Consider the following 16,386-nt stretch of genomic DNA (forward strand, 5'->3'; position numbering starts at 1 on the left):
ACGTGGCGTGGGCCGCTACTCGAGGTGCCCTCCGACGCAGCAAGGCGCCGACTCACGTGACGGCTACCCGACCACTCACGCAAAGTTCCGCTGTGAATTGTCAGGCCGTGTCCGGCGAGGGGGCTTGCGGGCCCGAGATGTCGCGCTGCCCGGTCGAGCCGAAGGTGCGCAGCAGGTCCATCTCCTCGTTGAGCGTGTTCGCGAGCCTGCGCACGCCCTCCCGGATGCGTTCCGGGGTGGGGTAGCAGAAGGACAGCCGCATCTGCCTGCTTCCGAGCTGGTCCCGGTAGAACCCGGTGCCGGAGGCGTAGGCGACCCGCTGGGTGACAGCGCGCGGCAGCATCGCCTTGGCGTCCACACCTTCCGGTGCGGTGAACCACACGAAGAAACCCCCTTCGGGGTGGGTCCACTCGCAGCCTTCCGGCATGTACTGCTCGAGCGCTCCGAGCATGGCGTCCCGGCGTTCCCGGTACTGCTCGCGGAAGGCCTTGATCTGACCGAGCCAGTCGTGGGTGCTCAGGTACCGCGAGACGATCATCTGGTTCAACGTGGGTGGGCACAGTGTCGCGGATTCGGCGGCGAGCACGAGTTTCTCGCGCACGGCGTGCGGGGCGAGCACCCAGCCGACGCGCATCCCCGAGGCGAAGATCTTGGAGAACGACCCCAGGTAGACCACGTTCTCCGGGTCCTGGGCCTGCAGCGAGGGGTAGGTCTGTCCTTCGAAACCGAGCAGCCCGTACGGGTTGTCCTCCAGCACGAGGATGCCGTTCCGCGCGCAGATCTCCAGGATCTCCGGGCGTCGCTCGGGAGCGAGGGTGACGCCTGCCGGGTTGTGGAAGTTGGGGATCGTGTAGAGGAGCTTGATCTTCTTGCCCTGACGGTGCACCTCGTCGATCGCATGGCGCAGCGCGTCCGGGCGCAGCCCGTCGTCGTCCATGGCCACGTGCACCACGTCGGCCTGGTAGGTGGCGAACGCCCCCATGGCGCCCACGTAGGACGGTCCCTCGGCCAGCACCACGTCACCCGGATCGCAGAAGATCCTGGTGACCAGGTCCAGCGCCATCTGCGACCCCACGGTCACCATCACGTCGTCCGGGTGGGCCGAGATGCCCTCCAGTGCCATGACCTCGCAGATCTGTTCCCTGAGTTCGGGAACCCCGTGCGCGGAGCCGTACTGGAGCGCGGCCTGCCCCTGCTCGGAAACCAGCCGGGCGACCTCCTCGGACAGCGAGTCCAGCGGCAGGGCCGCCAGGTTCGGCATCCCGCCGGCGAGGGACACCACCTCGGGCCTGCTGGCCACCGCGAACAGCGCTCGGATCTCGGAAGCCGTCATGCCCGCCGTGCGCTCGGCATACCGTTCGGAGTGGGTGTCGAGGTTGCCCATGCTCCCCGTCCGGGCGACGGGAGCCTGCGACTCGTTCGGCTCCTGCTCCGTCGGCTGTTCGGACTGGTTCGAGTCTGGCTGGTTCGAGTGATCGGACATTTCCGCGCTCCGGGGTCGGTGGTGCGCCGCGTGGTCGTCCCCGATCAAGCCGGAAGGACCTGATCGGGTTAACCGGCGATTCTAACCGTCACATCGTGTGCGGCTCTCGGATGTGTAACGTGCGCCTCGAACAATCCCCGCCCACAGTGACCGATATCACTGCTTCGGGCAGCGTGGAACCGCGGGGTTCACGCCCCTTCGGCGCGGGCGAGCTCGTAGCGCAGCAGATCGTCGAAGGTGAAGGTCCCGGTGGGCTGGTCGTCCTCGCCGAGCAGGTACAGCCGTTTCACGGCCACCAGCACCGCCTCCGCGACGATGTCCCGGAACCCGGGGTCGAGCAGTCGGGCGTGGTCCTCCGGGTTGCTCAGGTAGCCTGCCTCCACCCGGACCGCGGGCATCTTCGTCCAGCGCAGCACTTCCCAGCCCTTGGGGTGGGTGCGGCAGTCCAGCATGCCGGTGCGGGCCACGATCTCGCGTTGCAGGAACCCGGCGAGGGCCTCCCCCACGTTCGAAGTGGTCCCGTTGCCGGTGCCGAAGTGGAAGGTCGCGACTCCCTGGCCCTGTGGTGAGCGGTTGGAGTCCACGTGCAGCGAGAGGAACAGGTCGGCTCCGGCCTCGTTGGCGAAGGCGGCCCGGTCGGCGTCGGGCGGGCAGGAGTTGGGCCCGCGGGCGATCAGCGCCTCCATCCCGGTCGCGACCATGCGTCCCTCGAGACGCCGGGCGAAGTCCCAGGCCAGATCGGCCTCGGCCACGCCGTTGACCACTGCCCCCCGATCGCTTCCGCCGTGACCGGGGTCGATGACTATGCGCTTGCCGCGCAGCTTGGGGCCCGCTCGCCGGACCTTCTCCTGCTCGCGGAGGTAGACGGGCCTGCCGCCGCGGACCTGCGGTGCGAGCTGTTTCAGCGAGCGCAGCGTGGCCGGGCCGCAGATGCCGTCCGAGTTGAGGGCGTACTCCCGCTGGAAGCTGCGCAGCGCGTGCTCGGTCTGCCTGCCGAAGATGCCGTCGGGGCGCCCGGCGTCGTAGCCGAGTTCGAGCAGTCGTTCCTGCAACGCGAAAACGTCGTCGCCGCTGATCGGGCGGGAGACGAAGTAGGCGAGCGAGCGGTCGCCGAGCCGCCATTTGGCGTCGGTGAGTGCCCGGTAGGTGGCCGGACCCACGACACCGTCGGTGATCAGGCCCCGTTGCTGTTGGAAGGCCCGTACCGCGTGTTCCACCGACGCGTCGTACATGATCGGTCCCGCGTGACCGTTCGGTGGTAAGAGGCCCAGCGTGACCAGAACGTTTCTGATCTCGGAAACTGCCGGGCCGACGTCACCGCGGTGGAGCAGCTGCATGCACTCCTCGCTCGATTCAGGCGCCGGACGGAGCCGACGCTAAGGACGTGTCATTACCCCCAAGTATCAGTTTAAGTGGATGCGGTCCGCTCCGATGCATTGTGCCTTGTCGTCCTCACCGCGACGTTACGGGCCGGACCCTCGCGACATCGGAGGGTGCTCACCGGGGCGTGGCGTGCTGATCGAAATCCGCGCGAACACGTGATCCCACCGTCCTCGCTCGTTTTCGCGTGGACGGTGGGATCACGTCGTGCGGTTGCTCCGGAAAGCACTCCGGGGCGGGATCAGGTTCGCGCGAGGGCGCTCTCCGGGGACGGCCGCCGTGGTTTCACAGGTAGTCGGCCAGGTCCTCCAGCAGCTGGGCCTTCGGCTTGGCGCCGACGATCTGCTTGACCGGCTCCCCGTTGGAGAACAGCAGCAGCGTCGGAACCGACATCACCTGGTAGTCCCTGGCGACGCCGGGGTTCTGGTCGATGTCCAGCTTGGCGATGGTGATCTTGCCCTCGTGCTCGGAGGCGATCTCCTCCAGGACGGGGGCGACCATCTTGCACGGGCCGCACCAGGTGGCCCAGAAGTCGACCAGTACGGGCTTGTCGTTGTTCAGGACGTCGTTCTTGAACGAGTCGGCGTCGACGGTGACCGGTTTGGCGGACATGTCATCTCCTTTGCGGTGTTCTGCTCTGATGCGGTTGTCAGCGGGCTGCCGCCGCGTCGGCCTCGGCGGCGGGACCGTATCCACCTCCGACGAGTTCCGAGGCGACCTCGGCGCTTTCGGAGGCTTCCTGTTCGGCGAGCCAGCGTTCCGCGTCGATGGCCGCCGAGCAACCCGATCCGGCGGCCGTGACGGCCTGCCGGTACGTCTTGTCCACCAGGTCACCGGCCGCGAACACGCCCGGGATGTTGGTGGCCGTGGAGGGCTGGTGCACCTGCACGTACCCCTCCTCGTCCACCTCGACCTGATCGGAGACGAGTTTGCTGCGCGGGTCGTGCCCGATCGCCACGAACATCCCGGTGACGGGGAGTTCGGACTCGGAGCCGGTGACGGTGTCGCGCACGGTCAGCCCCGAGACGGTGCTCTCGCCGTTGACCGCGGTGACGACCGCGTTGGTGCGCCAGTGGATCCTCTCGTTCGCCTGCGCGCGTTCGAGCATGATCTTGGAGGCGCGGAACTCCTCGCGGCGGTGCAGGATCGTCACCGAACGGGCGAACCGGGTGAGGAAGGTCGCTTCCTCCATGGCGGAGTCGCCCCCGCCGACCACGGCGATGTCCTGATCCCGGAAGAAGAATCCGTCGCAGGTCGCGCACGCCGACACGCCGCGCCCGAGCAGCTGCTCCTCACCGGGGACCCCGACGTAGCGGGCGGCCGCGCCCATCGCCAGGACCACGGCTTTCGCGCGGTACTCGACACCGTGCGCGGTCACGGTCTTGACCGCGCCACCGAGGTCGATCCCGTCGACGTCCTCGGTCTTGAGCTCTGCCCCGAAGCGGTCCGCCTGCGCGCGGAACTGCTCCATCAACTCGGGGCCCATGATCCCGTCCCGAAAGCCGGGATAGTTCTCCACATCGGTAGTGGTCATGAGTTCGCCCCCGTACTGGGTTCCCTCGAAGACCAGTGGTTGCAGCTCGGCCCTGGCCGCGTACACCGCTGCGGTGTAGCCGGCAGGGCCGGAGCCAACGATGATCAGGTTCCGGACGTCGCCAGTCACCGCGCCCCTTCCCTCGGTCACGTCGTTCGCGGGTGGTAGGTGTCCCCGCGCTTGTTCGTCAACGCGATACTAGGTCCCGCTTGTTCCCGGCCCCTCCGTACACGTGCCCGCACCCACATGTTGGACGGGGGCTCGTTGGACGGGGCTCGGCCGGGTGGGCGGTCCCGCCACGGGCCGTCGCCCGTCGCGGTGGTTCTCGGGTGGTCGCCGGCGGCGGGTCAGCCGCCCACGACGGTGTCCGAGAGCGTCGCCGGGTTGCCCGCTCCGCAGCCCGGTCCCACGGCCAGCAGCCGGAACCGGCCGATCTCCCCGGTGGACAGCACCATCAGCTGGGCCCGCTGCCCGTTGAAGCTGATCTCCCTGGATCCGAGGGGGGAACCGTCCTCGATCCCGTTCGCCCGTAAACACGCCAGCAGTCGCTGCGGATCGACCAGGGAGTCGACGTACTGCTCGGAGGAGAGCACCTCCTGGAGCCGTTGCCCCTCGAGCTCGACCCGATCGCCGGTCAACGCCAGCGGGGACGGTTCTTCGCCTCCCGGCTGCGGGGCCGCGGCCGTGTCGTCCGCTCTTGGGTCCTCCCGCGTCGACTGGTTCGGTTGGATGATCAGCACCACGGCCAGCATGGCCGCCGCGGCGGCCACCAGGCCGGAACCCAGTGCGAAGGCCCTCCGGCGGCGGCTGCCGCTCCCGCTGGCCCGGCCGATGGGGGTGACGTTGTCGGGAGGGGGGTGTTCGGGCTCCGCGGGCTCCGGGCCGGAGTTCTCCCGCGCTGATTCGGCCGCGGGATCGGCCCGTCCCGCCCGCCCCGTGTCCGCGGCGGGCGGGGGCAGCGGTTCGGCCGCCAGTGAGTTCTCGATGCGGGCCGCGACCTCCTCCGGTATCTCGAAGGCGGGTTGCCCCGCGAGTTCCGTTCGCGTGTCCTCCAGCGCCGTCAGTATGGCGACGGCCTCCGGGTCGGTTCTGGCGGCCGGGTCGATCCGCCCGGCCGTTTCCTCGTCGAGGGCTCCCGCGTGCAGATCGGCCAACACGTCCGGGGACCAGTCCGGGTCCCGAGGTGTCCCGGCGCTCAGTTCCTCGCCACTCATCGTCCCTCCCGTCGACGTGCGGCCATGCCTCCATCTGGGACGTCTGTACTGACACCCGGGTTCCGCAGGTGCCCGAGAAGTTGTGCGAGCTTCATCCGGCCGCGTGCGCAACGGCTCTTGATCGTTCCCTCGGCGACCCCGAGCATCCGCGCGGCCTCGGACACCGGGTAGCCCTCGACGTCCACGAGCACGATGGGGGCACGCTGGTCCTCGGGCAGCTGGGCGAGCGCGTCCTCGACGACCATCCTCGTGTCGTGCTCGGAGATCCTGTCGTGCGGGTGCGCGGGTTCTCCGGGGCCGCTTTCCGGCAGCGGGACGGTGGCTCTCGTGCGCTGTCTGCGCATCCGGTCGAGGCAGGCGTTCACGACTATCCGGTGCAACCAGGTGGTGACTCTCGACTCGGCGCGGAAGGAGCTCGCGTTGCGGAAAGCGGAGATCATCGCCTCCTGCAGCGCGTCGGCGGCTTCGTCGGGATCCCGCATCGTGCGCAGTGCCACGGACCACAGCCGATCGCGGTGCCGCCGGAAGAGCTCGGAGAAGGCCTGCCGGTCCCCGGAGAGGTGGGCCGCTATGAGGTCGGCATCCGAACTGGCGGTTTCTGACACGTCTCGAACCCTACTGATCACGTGCCGGAGCGAATCCACCAGATGTAGGTAGGAGAGAGTCGGCGGTTCGGTTCGCGTAGGTGGTCGCTTGGCGGAACCTCGGTCGGGGTCTCGCTGCGGGATCCTCGACATCGGGTAGCGGCCTGCACAACGTCGAGGCCGTCCTCGCGAGCCCCGGGACCGAGAACCCGCGGTCGGTCGGGTTGCGCAGGATCAGAGCGCCCGCGTCGGAGTGAGCCTCCTGATCGGGAGTTCCTGTCCGGGGGTTCGGCGCTGCGTTCCGAAGGGGAACTCTGCGCATTCCCGGGAGAAGGTTCCGTTCGAGGTGAGCGCTTCAGCCTATGCAGGAAGGGAAGCTCCGGTGCGTGAGTCGGATGCATTGCGAGGCGGCAGGGCACCGTGGCGTGTCGCTGCTCGAGGTGCCCTCCGACGCAGCGAGGCGCCGACTCACGTGCAGGCCGACCGGCAGGCTGCGCCAGCCGCGCCGGAGTGCCTCATCGGCTCAGGACTGTCCGGAGGTTCCCATCACCTCGATCTCGTCGATCTGGGAGCTGTAGCGGTCCCCGGAGGACAGCCCGGTGATCCACACGAGCACGTGCGAGGTCGGTTCGTCCGCTTTCACCGGTATCTCGGTGGTGCCGTCCTCCAGCTCTCCGGTGCCGATGACGTCGGCGTTCGAAAGGCTCGGCGAGGCGCTCGAAGCGCTGCGGACCTCCACTTCGGTCCCCGAGCTCGGGGACTGTATGTTCACTTCGCTGAGCTTCGACGGGGTCTCCAGCGTCAGGACGACCCCGATGCCGTTCTTGAACCCGGTCCCCAGCTGGTCGTTGTAGCTGTCGGTCTGCCAGTGCGTGCCGGGGTCCCCGTCGTGCACGTTGCCGACCTCGTCCTTGTGGTCGCGGTCCTTCTCGGTGACGAACACCTTCGAGTCGGACACCGAGACGGGTTTCGGCTGCTGCCGCGAGCCCTGGTCGGACTGCTCGCTCTGGGTGCTGCCGTCCTCGTCGGGGTTCAGCACCACCGGAGGACCGGAGGACCCCGAGCCGGCGAACAGGCCGATCAGGTTCGCCGCGAGCCAGCCGAGCACCACGACGGTGGCCACGGCGAGCACGCTGACGCTGAGCACGAGCTTGCGCCGCTTGGCCGGGTCGGGCTTGGGGTCCTCGCGGTTCCACACCTCGTTGCTGCGCGACTCGCCGCCGCCGGCCGGGGTGGAGTGCATGACGGTGTCGGCCGACTCCTGCTGGGCGTACTGCTCCAGCACCCGCAGGACGGCGGCGCCGGTGCGCACTCCTCCCGTGGTGCCGTGCGACTCGGGACTGCCGAGAGCGCGGGTGGACACCGTGGACAGTTCGAGCGGGACGGCCGGCCGCAACGTGCGCGGGGGGACGACGTTGCCCTCGGAGTCGGCCGGGGCGGAGGACACCCCTTCCGGCGCGCCGGGCAGGGCCCATCGTCCGGTCAGCAGCAGGTACAGCACGGCCCCGAGCCCGCGGACGTCCTCCCCCGAGCCCGCATGGGGCATCGGTCCGGGAAACGCCATCCTGATCTCGCCGGAGGCGGTGACCCGCACCCGCTGGGGGTGGTCTATCCCCAGCACCAGACCCGCGTGGTGGGCGGCCTCCACCGCGGCGGCCAGGGGTTGCAGCAACCGCGCCGCCCCTCCGGGGGCCAGCGGGCCGTCCGAGATCAGTTCGGTCAGGTCGCTGCCGTGGGTCCATTCCGCGATGACGATGCCGAGCACCCCGTCCGGGTCGCCCGGTGAGTTGTGTACCACGTCGAGCACTCTGGCCACGCCGACGTGGTTGAAGGTGCTCGCGTGCATCGCCCGTTCGAGAGTGCGCCGCGCGTTGGCGGCCTGTTCGGCGTCGGCCCGGTCCCCCACGATGATGGTCAGCGCCACGTCGCGGCCCAGCACGCCGTCCTTGGCGCGCCAGAGCTGGGCGTTGCAGCGACTGTCCGAACCGACCTTGGCGAGCAGCCGATATCGTCCGTGGTCGAGCACGGCTCCCGGTGCGAGCGGCGGCTCCTGGGAGTGCCCCGCGTTCGCGGGACTCTCCTGGTGCACGGTGTTGTCGTACTGGTTGGCGTCCTGCTGTCCGGCACCCGCCTGTCCGGTCGGTTTTCCGCTCACCTGCCGTCTCCCGATTCTTCCCGTCGGCGAAGATTCGCCGAACGCGATCCCCGCTCGTGCCAGGGGCGTTTCCGCGGCCGGAAAAAGGCCGCCGCTCTCGTACGCCCCGCCGTAGAGACTCCCCGTCCGAGAGTACGTGACGCTGCCGTCACCGGCGACGCAGCAGACCGGTGATTCGGCTGAACGCGGGTTGCAGTTCGGCAACCCGCAGCAGCCACATCACGGCGAAGATGACAACCATTCCGCAGGCGCCGCCGGAAACCAGCCGCAGCCAGCCGCTCGCGAGACCGTCACCGGGAACCAGGCCGTCGACGCCGACGCTGATCAGCCACGCGACCAGCGCACCGACCACCGAGGCCAGCAGCGTACGCCCCAGGGTGCTCAGGAAGCGCCTGCTTCCGAGCGGCCCCAGCCGGGAGCGCAGCCAGAACTCGCCCACGAACGCACCGACGACGAAGGTGAACGAATTGGTGAAGGTCAGCCCGAGGACCACGTTCTCCGGGGCGATGAGCGCTCCGACCGCGATCGCCATGAGCACCTTGAACACGGTCATCACGACCATGATCAGCGTCGGGGTGCGCGCGTCCTTCATCGCGTAGAAGGCGCGCATCTGCATCATGGTGATCGCGAAGGGCAGCACGCCGAAGGAGGAGACGGCGAGGGCGAGGCCGAGCTGCTCGGTCGAACCGCTGCCGTCCTTGATGGAGAACAGCGCCACCGCGATCGGCACTCCCAGCGCGGTCATGATCCCGCTGATCGGCAGCAGCGCGACCGTGGACAACCTGTTTCCCAGCGACAGGTCGTCGACCATCCGCGCGTGGTCCCTGTCGGCGGCCGCGGCGCTCATGCGCGGCAGGATCGCGGTCATCACGGAGAAGCCGATCACGCCGTAGGGCAGTTGCAGCAGCATCCACACGTAGTTGTAGATGGCCCAGGACCCCGGATCGGAGGAGGTGGCCACCCGGGAGAGCGCGAGCAGGCCGATCTGGCTGACCCCCACGTAGCCGAGCATCCACAGCGTCATCCCGCCGAACTCGGAGAGCCTGGAGTCCCAGCCGAGCCGGGGCACGAAGCTCAGCCCGGTTTTGCGCAGCGCGGGCAGCTGGATGCACGCCTGGGCGAGCACACCGCAGCTCACCCCGATGCCGAGGGTCAGCAGGTGGGCGTCGCTCATCCGCACCGGGTCCAGGGTCAGCTCCCCCGGCAGCGCCCTGTAGACGAGCAGCGTGGCGATGATGACCACGTTGTTCAGCACGGGGGCCCACGCCGGGGGCCCGAAGACGCGTTTGGACTGCAGCAGTGCGCCGAACAGCGCGCTGGCCCCGTAGAACAGGATCTGCGGCAGCAGCAGGTAGGCGAGGCCGGTGGCCAGTTCCGGACTGGCCTTCTCCGAGTCGCCCATGTACAGCCACACCAGCCCGGGGGCGGCCAGCAGCGACAGCAGGGTGCCCGCCAGCAGCACCAGGCCGGAGGCGGCGAGCAGCTTCTGGACGTAGGCCTGCCCCCCGTCCTCGTCGGTCTTCTGCGCCCGCACGAGGACGGGGACGATCACGCTGGTGAGCACACCGCCGATGAGCAGCTCGAAGATGCTGGTCGGGAGTGTGTTGGCCACCGTGAACGAGTCGTTGATCACGCCGAAGCTGACCGTGTAGGCCAGCACCAGTTTCCAGCCGAAGCCGGTGATGCGGCTGATCAGCGTGGCCACGGCCATCGAGCCGCTGGCCTTGAGCAGGGACTTCTTGCCCTCGGGCTCCTGCTCGGCCGCTTCGTGCTCCTCGTCCTCGGTGCCGGGGTGCTCGGACGTCCCGCTGCCGTGTGGTTCGCCCACTGTGGGGATCACCTCGGTGTGCTGTTCGGAGCGCACGTTGCCCGGGGTCCGCCCGAGTGCCGGGATCGGCTGGGTCAGTTCGTCGGCGTTGCCGGAGATGCCGTCCCGCTCCGGAAACGCGGTTCCGGTCAGCGGACCGGCCACCCGCGGAATCGGTTCGGTCGGGTGAGCTTCCTCCTCACCGGGACCCCGCTGCTGGTAGTCGAGGGCTCCGGCGCGGTTGTCTCCGTTCACCAACTCATTCCTTCGCTCGGTGTGCGCACCCGTGCGTGTACAACCCGGCCATGTTAGCGAAAGTGACCCCTCCGACGAGCGTTCTCGCCGAGTGTCCGGGTGCCGAGAGGCCGGGGCCTTCACCTGAAAGCACGATGATCCCGACGGGTGCCGGAGATCGTTTCCGGGCAGGAGGCCCCCGCAAAGGCTCTCACTGAGGTTCTCCGGCCGAGTCGACGGTCGGGGTGTTCTTTCGCGCGGGCGGCGCCGAGACGAGCACGCTGCCCACCGGCACCGCCGAGCGGGCACCCTGCCGTCCCGAGCGGAGAACTTCGATCAGCTTCGCCGCGGATCGTTGTCGGTGGCCGGTTCGCCGGTCCCCCGCTCGGGCGGGCCGCCGTCGCCCCCCGGACGGGGAGCCTCCTCATCGGGGGACGTCTCGGAGGGAGCGGGGTTGTCCTCCTCGGGTGTGGCCTCGGTCTCCCCGGTGTCCGGGGAGTCCCCCGGTCCGTTCGGGTCCGTTCCGTCCCCGCCGGTCGAGCCGCCGTCGCCCGAGCCGTTGCCGCGGGAGCGGATCCTGCGCACGATGCGGCGGGCCGACAGCAGCACGAGCAGCGCGGCCGCGGTGATCGTGAGGATCAGGGGCACCGTCCCGTAGGCGTTGGAGTCGACCCGCAGCCTGCGCGTCTGGCCCAGTTTGGCCCCTCCTTCGGTGCGCAGGGTCACGTCCACGGTGAACTTGCCCGAACGTTCCACGGTGGTTTCCGGCAGGAAGAGCCGACTGCCGTTGGCGGGCACCTTGAGCACCCCGAGGTCGTCGACCTGGACCCCCGGCGGGCTGTCGACGTGCAGCTTGAACCGGACGTTGACCGGCAGGTCGTTCTGCACCGTGACGAGGATCTTGCCCTGCGAGGAGGTCAGCGTTATCTGGCCCTCGAACTTGGCCGTGTGCACTCCGTCCAGCACCCCTTCGAGGGTTCGGCTGGCCACGTCGACCCAGTGGGACGCGGCTTCCCCGTTGCCCCGCCACGCGCTGGACGCCCCGTGCAACAGCCCGTTGCGCAGCGGGGTGGTAACTCTTGCCGGGTCCACGTTCAACGCGGGCTCGCGCTCCGCGGCGCTGTACAGCTGGCCGACCTTGTAGTTCTGCGCGGCGAGTTCGTCCAGCACCGACGGCGGGATCTCGGCTCGCTCGCTGCTGGCGGGGTACGTGGGCGAGACCCGCTGCGGGGCTTCGCCGGTGGACGAGGTGGACGTGTCCGCGGAGGAGTCGCCGCCCGTGTCGCCCGATTCCGCCGAAGGAAGCGGTTCCGGCCGCACGTAACCGGCCTTCCCCAGGCTCCGCAGTCCGGAGAGGAACCCGCGCAGTTCCGCTCCGTCCGGGTTCCACCTGCGTGGCGGGGCGATGATCGTGCCGCCCTCCACGGCGGCCGTGTTCGCCCGGAAGGTCAGCGCGGCCAGCCCGTCGAGCACCGAGGGCATCCCGTCCCCGGCGGGGGCCAGTCCGGTCGAGCCACCCGCCTGCTGCCCCCGTGCCGGGTTCAGCGCGTCGGCGACCAGCGGGTCGATCTTGCGGGCGGTGGGGGCGTAGTCCGGGTTTCCGGTGTTCAGCCGCACGGGGCGCAGCGTGCCGCTGGTGCCGGCCAGCGAGTCGGGGTGCATCAGCACGCTGCGCACGGGGGTGTCGGCCAGCTGGGAGGCGGTCGAGCGGTCGAGGGCGCCGTCGGCGGGCCAGAGGACGTCGTCGCGGACCGCGACGCCGAGCTCGCTGCTTATCAGCCCGGAACCGTCCATCGAACCCCGGATCAGGTCCGGCAGCCCGGCCCGGGCCAGCGCGACCAGGTCGGCGTCGCTGTACGGGAGGGAGAGCACGCAGCGCCCCCCGACGGTTTCCCGCAGCCGGTTCAGCCAGTCCGCGGCGGCTCGTGAGCCGGTGCCGCGCACGGTCTCGCCGCTCTGCTCGCGCACCTGGTACCCCTCGGCCATGGCCTTGGCCGTGACTATCAGGTCGGGGTCGATCGCGAAGCAGACGCTCTTTCCGAGTTCGGAGTCGGCCGGAACCTCCTCGGAGACGGCGTCGACGAGCTCGGAGAGCCGGCCGCCCGGGGCCAGCGATTTCGCGAGGCGGTCGTCGGTGAGGATGGTCGGCCGTCCCGGCAGTTGCTCCTGCGCCATGTGCGGGTAGTCGACCAGCGGTATCAGCGTGGTGATGCCGGTGCTTTGCGAGGGCGGCTCGGTGGAGCCACCGGGTAAGGACAGCACCGGGAGCATGAAGTTCGCGGAGCCGACCCTGGCCCTGCGTTGCGGGGCCAGGTCACCGTTGACGTTGAGCAGCAGGGGGTAGACCCCGGGGCGCTCCAGGCCCAGCGACTGCGGACCGGTCCCCTTCAGCTCGACGCGCAGCTCGAACGAGGTGCGCTGCCCCGGTGCGAGGTTGTCGGCCACCGTTGTGAAACGGGTGCGGGTCGAGGTCTTCGCTCCGCCGCGCATCGCCTCGACCAGGCTGGGGCGCGTCGCACGCGGTTCGCCGCGTTCCAGGCGCATTTCGAGCTCGTCGATCGCCTCGTCGCCGTTGTTGCGCAGAGTCCCGGCGATCTCGAGGAAGGGTTCGGAGCCGGAGCGGACCACTTCGGGGGTGACCGAGGACACGTCGATTCCGACCTGTTCACCCGGCTGCGCGGTCGCTTCGGGAGCTGCGGGGGCGAACGCCGTGAGCAGGACTCCGATCACGGCGACCAGTGCGGCCTTCGTCCACGTTCGCACGCGCACGGGGTTCTCCGGCGTGTGCGCGCCGCCCAGCTGCGGGCTCATCCGTGCTCCGTCCAGCTACCGAACTCCGCGCTGCCCGGAGCGTTCCCGAACAGCGTGATCACGTGCCGCACGAGCCTGCGCTCGTCGGCATAGGCCAGGATCTCGTCCAGTTCACCCAGCGGCACCCATGCCACCTCGGTGACCTCCACGTCCTCGTCGGAAAGCTCGCCGCCCGTGGCGACGAGCAGGAAGTGGTGCACGGTCTTGTGCACCTTCCTGTTGTCGGCGACGAACCAGTAGTCGATCGTCCCGATCGGGCGGACCGCCCGTCCGATGATGCCGGTCTCCTCGGCCACCTCGCGGACGGCGGTCTCCTCCGGAGTCTCTCCCGGCTCGATGTGGCCCTTGGGCAGGGACCACAGCAGTCGCCGTTGACGGTCCAGTCTCCCGATGACGGCCGCGTGCCGTTTCGAGGCGTCGACGACCAGTCCGCCCGCCGACGTCTCGTCCACGGTCCGCAACCTGCGTCGCCGGCGCGGGCTCCGACGCTTTGGTCCGGATCCGCCGGAACCACCGGGCGGGGGAGGCATGGGGCCGATGGTAATGCGATTCGGCGGTTAATCGTCGTTCTTGACAACTCACCGTGGTTCGACGTGTCGTGCGGCTGGTTTCTCTCCGACCCGTTCGGTGGAGAGCTCCGGTCGCGGTTGATCATTTCATCGTCGCCGTGCGTGTTCGTGGGTGGTTTGCCCAGGACCGGAAAAGGTGAGCTCGAACCGGCCGGGGTCTTCCTCGCGGGGCGGTCGGAGCGGAACCTCCCGCCGCGCCCGGGCCGGAGCTCGCGGAGTGACGACTCACCGGCGCGGAACACCGTTCGCGGTGACCGCCGTGGGCCGTCGCGGGATGGCCGATACCCTGGTCTGCCGTGTCCCCTTCCGTGTTCGACGCCGCCGACTCCGATTACGGTCCACGAGCCTCCGCCGCGCAGTCGCCGGGTGCCGGTGCGGACCCGGCACGAACGGCGCGGCACAACGCGGTCGAGGAGCTGCTGAGGCAGGCACCGGTCGCCGAGGAACTGGCGCGCCGCTTCGCCGCTTCCGGCTTCACGCTCTACATCGTGGGCGGCAGCGTCCGCGACGCGCTGCTCGGCAGGCTCGGTGGCGACCTGGACTTCACCACCGAGGCGCGCCCCGAGCAGGTGCAGGGACTGCTGGAGGAGTGGGCCGAGACGGTCTGGGACACCGGCATCGAGTTCGGCACGGTGGGCGCCTACCGGCGGGGGGTGACGGTCGAGATCACCACCTTCCGCGCCGACACCTACGACCGCTCCAGCCGCAACCCCGAGGTGGTTTTCGGGGACTCGATCGACGGGGACCTGTTCCGGAGGGACTTCACCGTCAACGCGATGGCCGTCGAGCTCGCGGAACGGGAGCTCGTCGACCCGCACGACGGGCTGCGCGACGTGATCCAGCAGCGGCTGGACACCCCGGCCACCCCGGAGGAGTCCTTCGCCGACGATCCGCTGCGGATGATGCGCGCGGCGCGGTTCGCGGCGCAGCTCGGCTTCGAGCCCGCCGAGCGGGTGCTGGAGGCGATGCGCCGGATGGCCGACGAGATCGAGCGGATCACCCCGGAGCGGATACAGGCCGAGCTGTCCAAGCTGCTGTGCGGGCGGCATCCGCGCAGGGGAATCGAACTGCTGGTCGACACGGGACTGGCCGATCACGTGCTTCCCGAGCTGCCCGCGATGCGGCTGGAGATCGACGAGCACCACCAGCACAAGGACGTCTACCTGCACTCGCTCGTGGTGCTGGACCAGGCCGTCGACCTGGAACGGGCCGATGACCCGGAGGGCGAGCCGGACCTGACGCTGCGGCTGGCGGCGCTGCTGCACGACATCGGCAAACCCGCCACGCGCCGCTTCGAACCGGGCGGCGGGGTCAGCTTCCACCACCACGAGGTGGTCGGCGCCAAGATGACCCGCAAGCGGCTGCGCGCCCTGCGTTATTCGAAGGACACCATCGCCGACGTGTCCAACCTCGTCTACCTGCACCTGCGGTTCCACGGTTACGGCGAGGGCAACTGGACCGACTCCGCGGTGCGGCGCTACGTCAACGACGCCGGTCACCTGCTGCAGCGGTTGCACAAGCTGGTGCGGGCCGACTGCACCACCCGCAACAAGCGCAAGGCGCGTGCCCTGCAGCGCGCCTACGACGATCTGGAAGCGCGGATCCAGCGCATCGCCGAGGAGGAGGACCTCGCCAAGGTGCGGCCGGATCTGGACGGCAACGAGATCATCGAGCTGCTCGGCGTGAGCCCCGGTCCCGTCGTGGGCCGCGCCTGGCGCCACCTGAAGGACGTTCGGCTCGACCAGGGGCCGCTGGGGCGGGAGGACGCCGTCGCCGAGCTGTACCGCTGGGCGCGCGCGGAGGGCGTCCTGCCGTCCGAGGGCGGTCCCGGCTGAGGTTCGGGGGTTCCTGGCACTCGGTCCAGTTACGGCGATCCCCAAAGTGGCTTCGGAGTGAGATCATGCCGGGCGTGGGAACCGACGCGGACGTGAAACCGGGGACGCTGCTCGTGGCGGCGCCGACCCTGTACGACGACAACTTCCGCCGGGCGGTGGTGTTCGTCATCCACCATCACGAGGAAGGAACCCTCGGCGTGGTGCTCAACCGGCCGAGCGAGATACCGGTGCACGACGTGCTGCCCAAGTGGGCCGAGCACTCCAGCGAGCCGCAGTCCCTGTTCGTGGGCGGACCGGTGGACCAGCGCACCGCGATCTGCCTCGCCGCGCTGCGCACCGGGGTGGAGACCGGAGAGCTGGAGGGGATCGTCGGGGTGAACGGGCCGGTCGGGCTGGTCGACCTCGAACAGGACCCGGACGAGCTGGCCGGGCTGGCCAGGGGGATGCGCTTCTTCGCCGGTTACGCGGGCTGGGGCAAGCAGCAGCTGGAAGGTGAGATCGAGCGCGGGGACTGGCACGTGATCCCGGCGCTGCCGGAGGACGTGATCGCCGACCCCTCGGTGAACCTGTGGGGGCGGGTGCTGCGCAGGCAGGGGCCGCCGCTGGCCTTCCTGGCCACGCACCCCGGAGACGTCCAGCTGAACTGACGTTTTTGCCTCGGGCGGCTCGGCCTGCGTAGGCGGTTGCGTGGCGGAACCTCAGTCGGCGCCCGGCTGCGGGTGCCCCGACATCGGGTAGCCACCTACACAACGTCGGGGCCGTCCTCACCGGGCACTCGAC

Annotated in this window: 12 protein-coding genes; 2 read left to right on the forward strand and 10 right to left on the reverse strand. The window is 69.7% G+C overall.

Features of this window, described 5'->3' with window-relative positions; translation table 11 throughout:
- Nucleotides 1-100: 100 nt before the first annotated feature.
- The 10 genes from FHR84_RS20170 to FHR84_RS20215 all read right to left on the reverse strand — a co-directional run bounded on the left by FHR84_RS20170 (nt 101) and on the right by FHR84_RS20215 (nt 13,732).
- Nucleotides 101-1,384: an aminotransferase class I/II-fold pyridoxal phosphate-dependent enzyme gene (locus tag FHR84_RS20170; RefSeq protein ID WP_179537180.1), complete on the reverse strand. Its 1,284-nt coding sequence runs from the start codon at nt 1,382-1,384 to the stop codon at nt 101-103.
- Between the two features lie 287 nt (nt 1,385-1,671).
- Entirely contained in the window at nt 1,672-2,820 is a 1,149-nt protein-coding gene (locus FHR84_RS20175; protein ID WP_179537108.1) for an N-acetylmuramoyl-L-alanine amidase, read from the reverse strand.
- A gap of 328 nt (nt 2,821-3,148) precedes the next feature.
- Entirely contained in the window at nt 3,149-3,475 is a 327-nt protein-coding gene (trxA, locus tag FHR84_RS20180; protein WP_017972635.1) for a thioredoxin, read from the reverse strand.
- 37 nt (nt 3,476-3,512) lie between these two features.
- Nucleotides 3,513-4,526 (reverse strand): thioredoxin-disulfide reductase, encoded by a 1,014-nt coding sequence (gene trxB, locus FHR84_RS20185; protein WP_179537109.1) that lies wholly within the window; start codon nt 4,524-4,526, stop codon nt 3,513-3,515.
- A gap of 218 nt (nt 4,527-4,744) precedes the next feature.
- Nucleotides 4,745-5,611 carry a hypothetical protein gene (locus tag FHR84_RS20190; RefSeq protein ID WP_179537110.1) on the reverse strand — a complete coding sequence of 289 codons (867 nt, stop codon included), beginning with the start codon at nt 5,609-5,611 and terminating at the stop codon, nt 4,745-4,747.
- On the reverse strand, nt 5,608-6,216 hold the full coding sequence (gene sigM, locus FHR84_RS20195; RefSeq protein WP_179537111.1) for an RNA polymerase sigma factor SigM: 609 nt from the start codon (nt 6,214-6,216) through the stop codon (nt 5,608-5,610). Before sigM ends, FHR84_RS20190 begins: the two co-directional genes overlap by 4 nt.
- Before the next feature lie 502 nt (nt 6,217-6,718).
- Complete coding sequence (locus FHR84_RS20200; protein WP_179537112.1) at nt 6,719-8,350, reverse strand: protein kinase family protein; 1,632 nt, start codon at nt 8,348-8,350, stop codon at nt 6,719-6,721.
- 148 nt (nt 8,351-8,498) lie between these two features.
- Nucleotides 8,499-10,412, reverse strand: coding sequence for a murein biosynthesis integral membrane protein MurJ (gene murJ, locus FHR84_RS20205; RefSeq protein WP_343075356.1), 1,914 nt, complete (start codon nt 10,410-10,412; stop codon nt 8,499-8,501).
- 315 nt (nt 10,413-10,727) lie between these two features.
- Entirely contained in the window at nt 10,728-13,202 is a 2,475-nt protein-coding gene (locus FHR84_RS20210; RefSeq protein ID WP_179537114.1) for a DUF6049 family protein, read from the reverse strand.
- Nucleotides 13,199-13,732 carry an NUDIX hydrolase gene (locus FHR84_RS20215; protein ID WP_179537115.1) on the reverse strand — a complete coding sequence of 178 codons (534 nt, stop codon included), beginning with the start codon at nt 13,730-13,732 and terminating at the stop codon, nt 13,199-13,201. The genes FHR84_RS20210 and FHR84_RS20215 overlap by 4 nt, the downstream gene beginning before the upstream one ends.
- A gap of 335 nt (nt 13,733-14,067) precedes the next feature.
- On the opposite strand from FHR84_RS20215, the gene FHR84_RS20220 reads away from it, so the two are divergent.
- Both FHR84_RS20220 and FHR84_RS20225 read left to right on the forward strand, forming a co-directional pair.
- Entirely contained in the window at nt 14,068-15,606 is a 1,539-nt protein-coding gene (locus FHR84_RS20220; RefSeq protein WP_179537116.1) for a CCA tRNA nucleotidyltransferase, read from the forward strand.
- Nucleotides 15,607-15,671: 65 nt separating this feature from the next.
- Nucleotides 15,672-16,253 (forward strand): YqgE/AlgH family protein, encoded by a 582-nt coding sequence (locus FHR84_RS20225; RefSeq protein WP_179537117.1) that lies wholly within the window; start codon nt 15,672-15,674, stop codon nt 16,251-16,253.
- Nucleotides 16,254-16,386 lie beyond the last annotated feature (133 nt).

The organism is Actinopolyspora biskrensis, from assembly GCF_013408175.1.
Classification (GTDB): Bacteria; Actinomycetota; Actinomycetes; order Mycobacteriales; family Pseudonocardiaceae; genus Actinopolyspora; species Actinopolyspora biskrensis.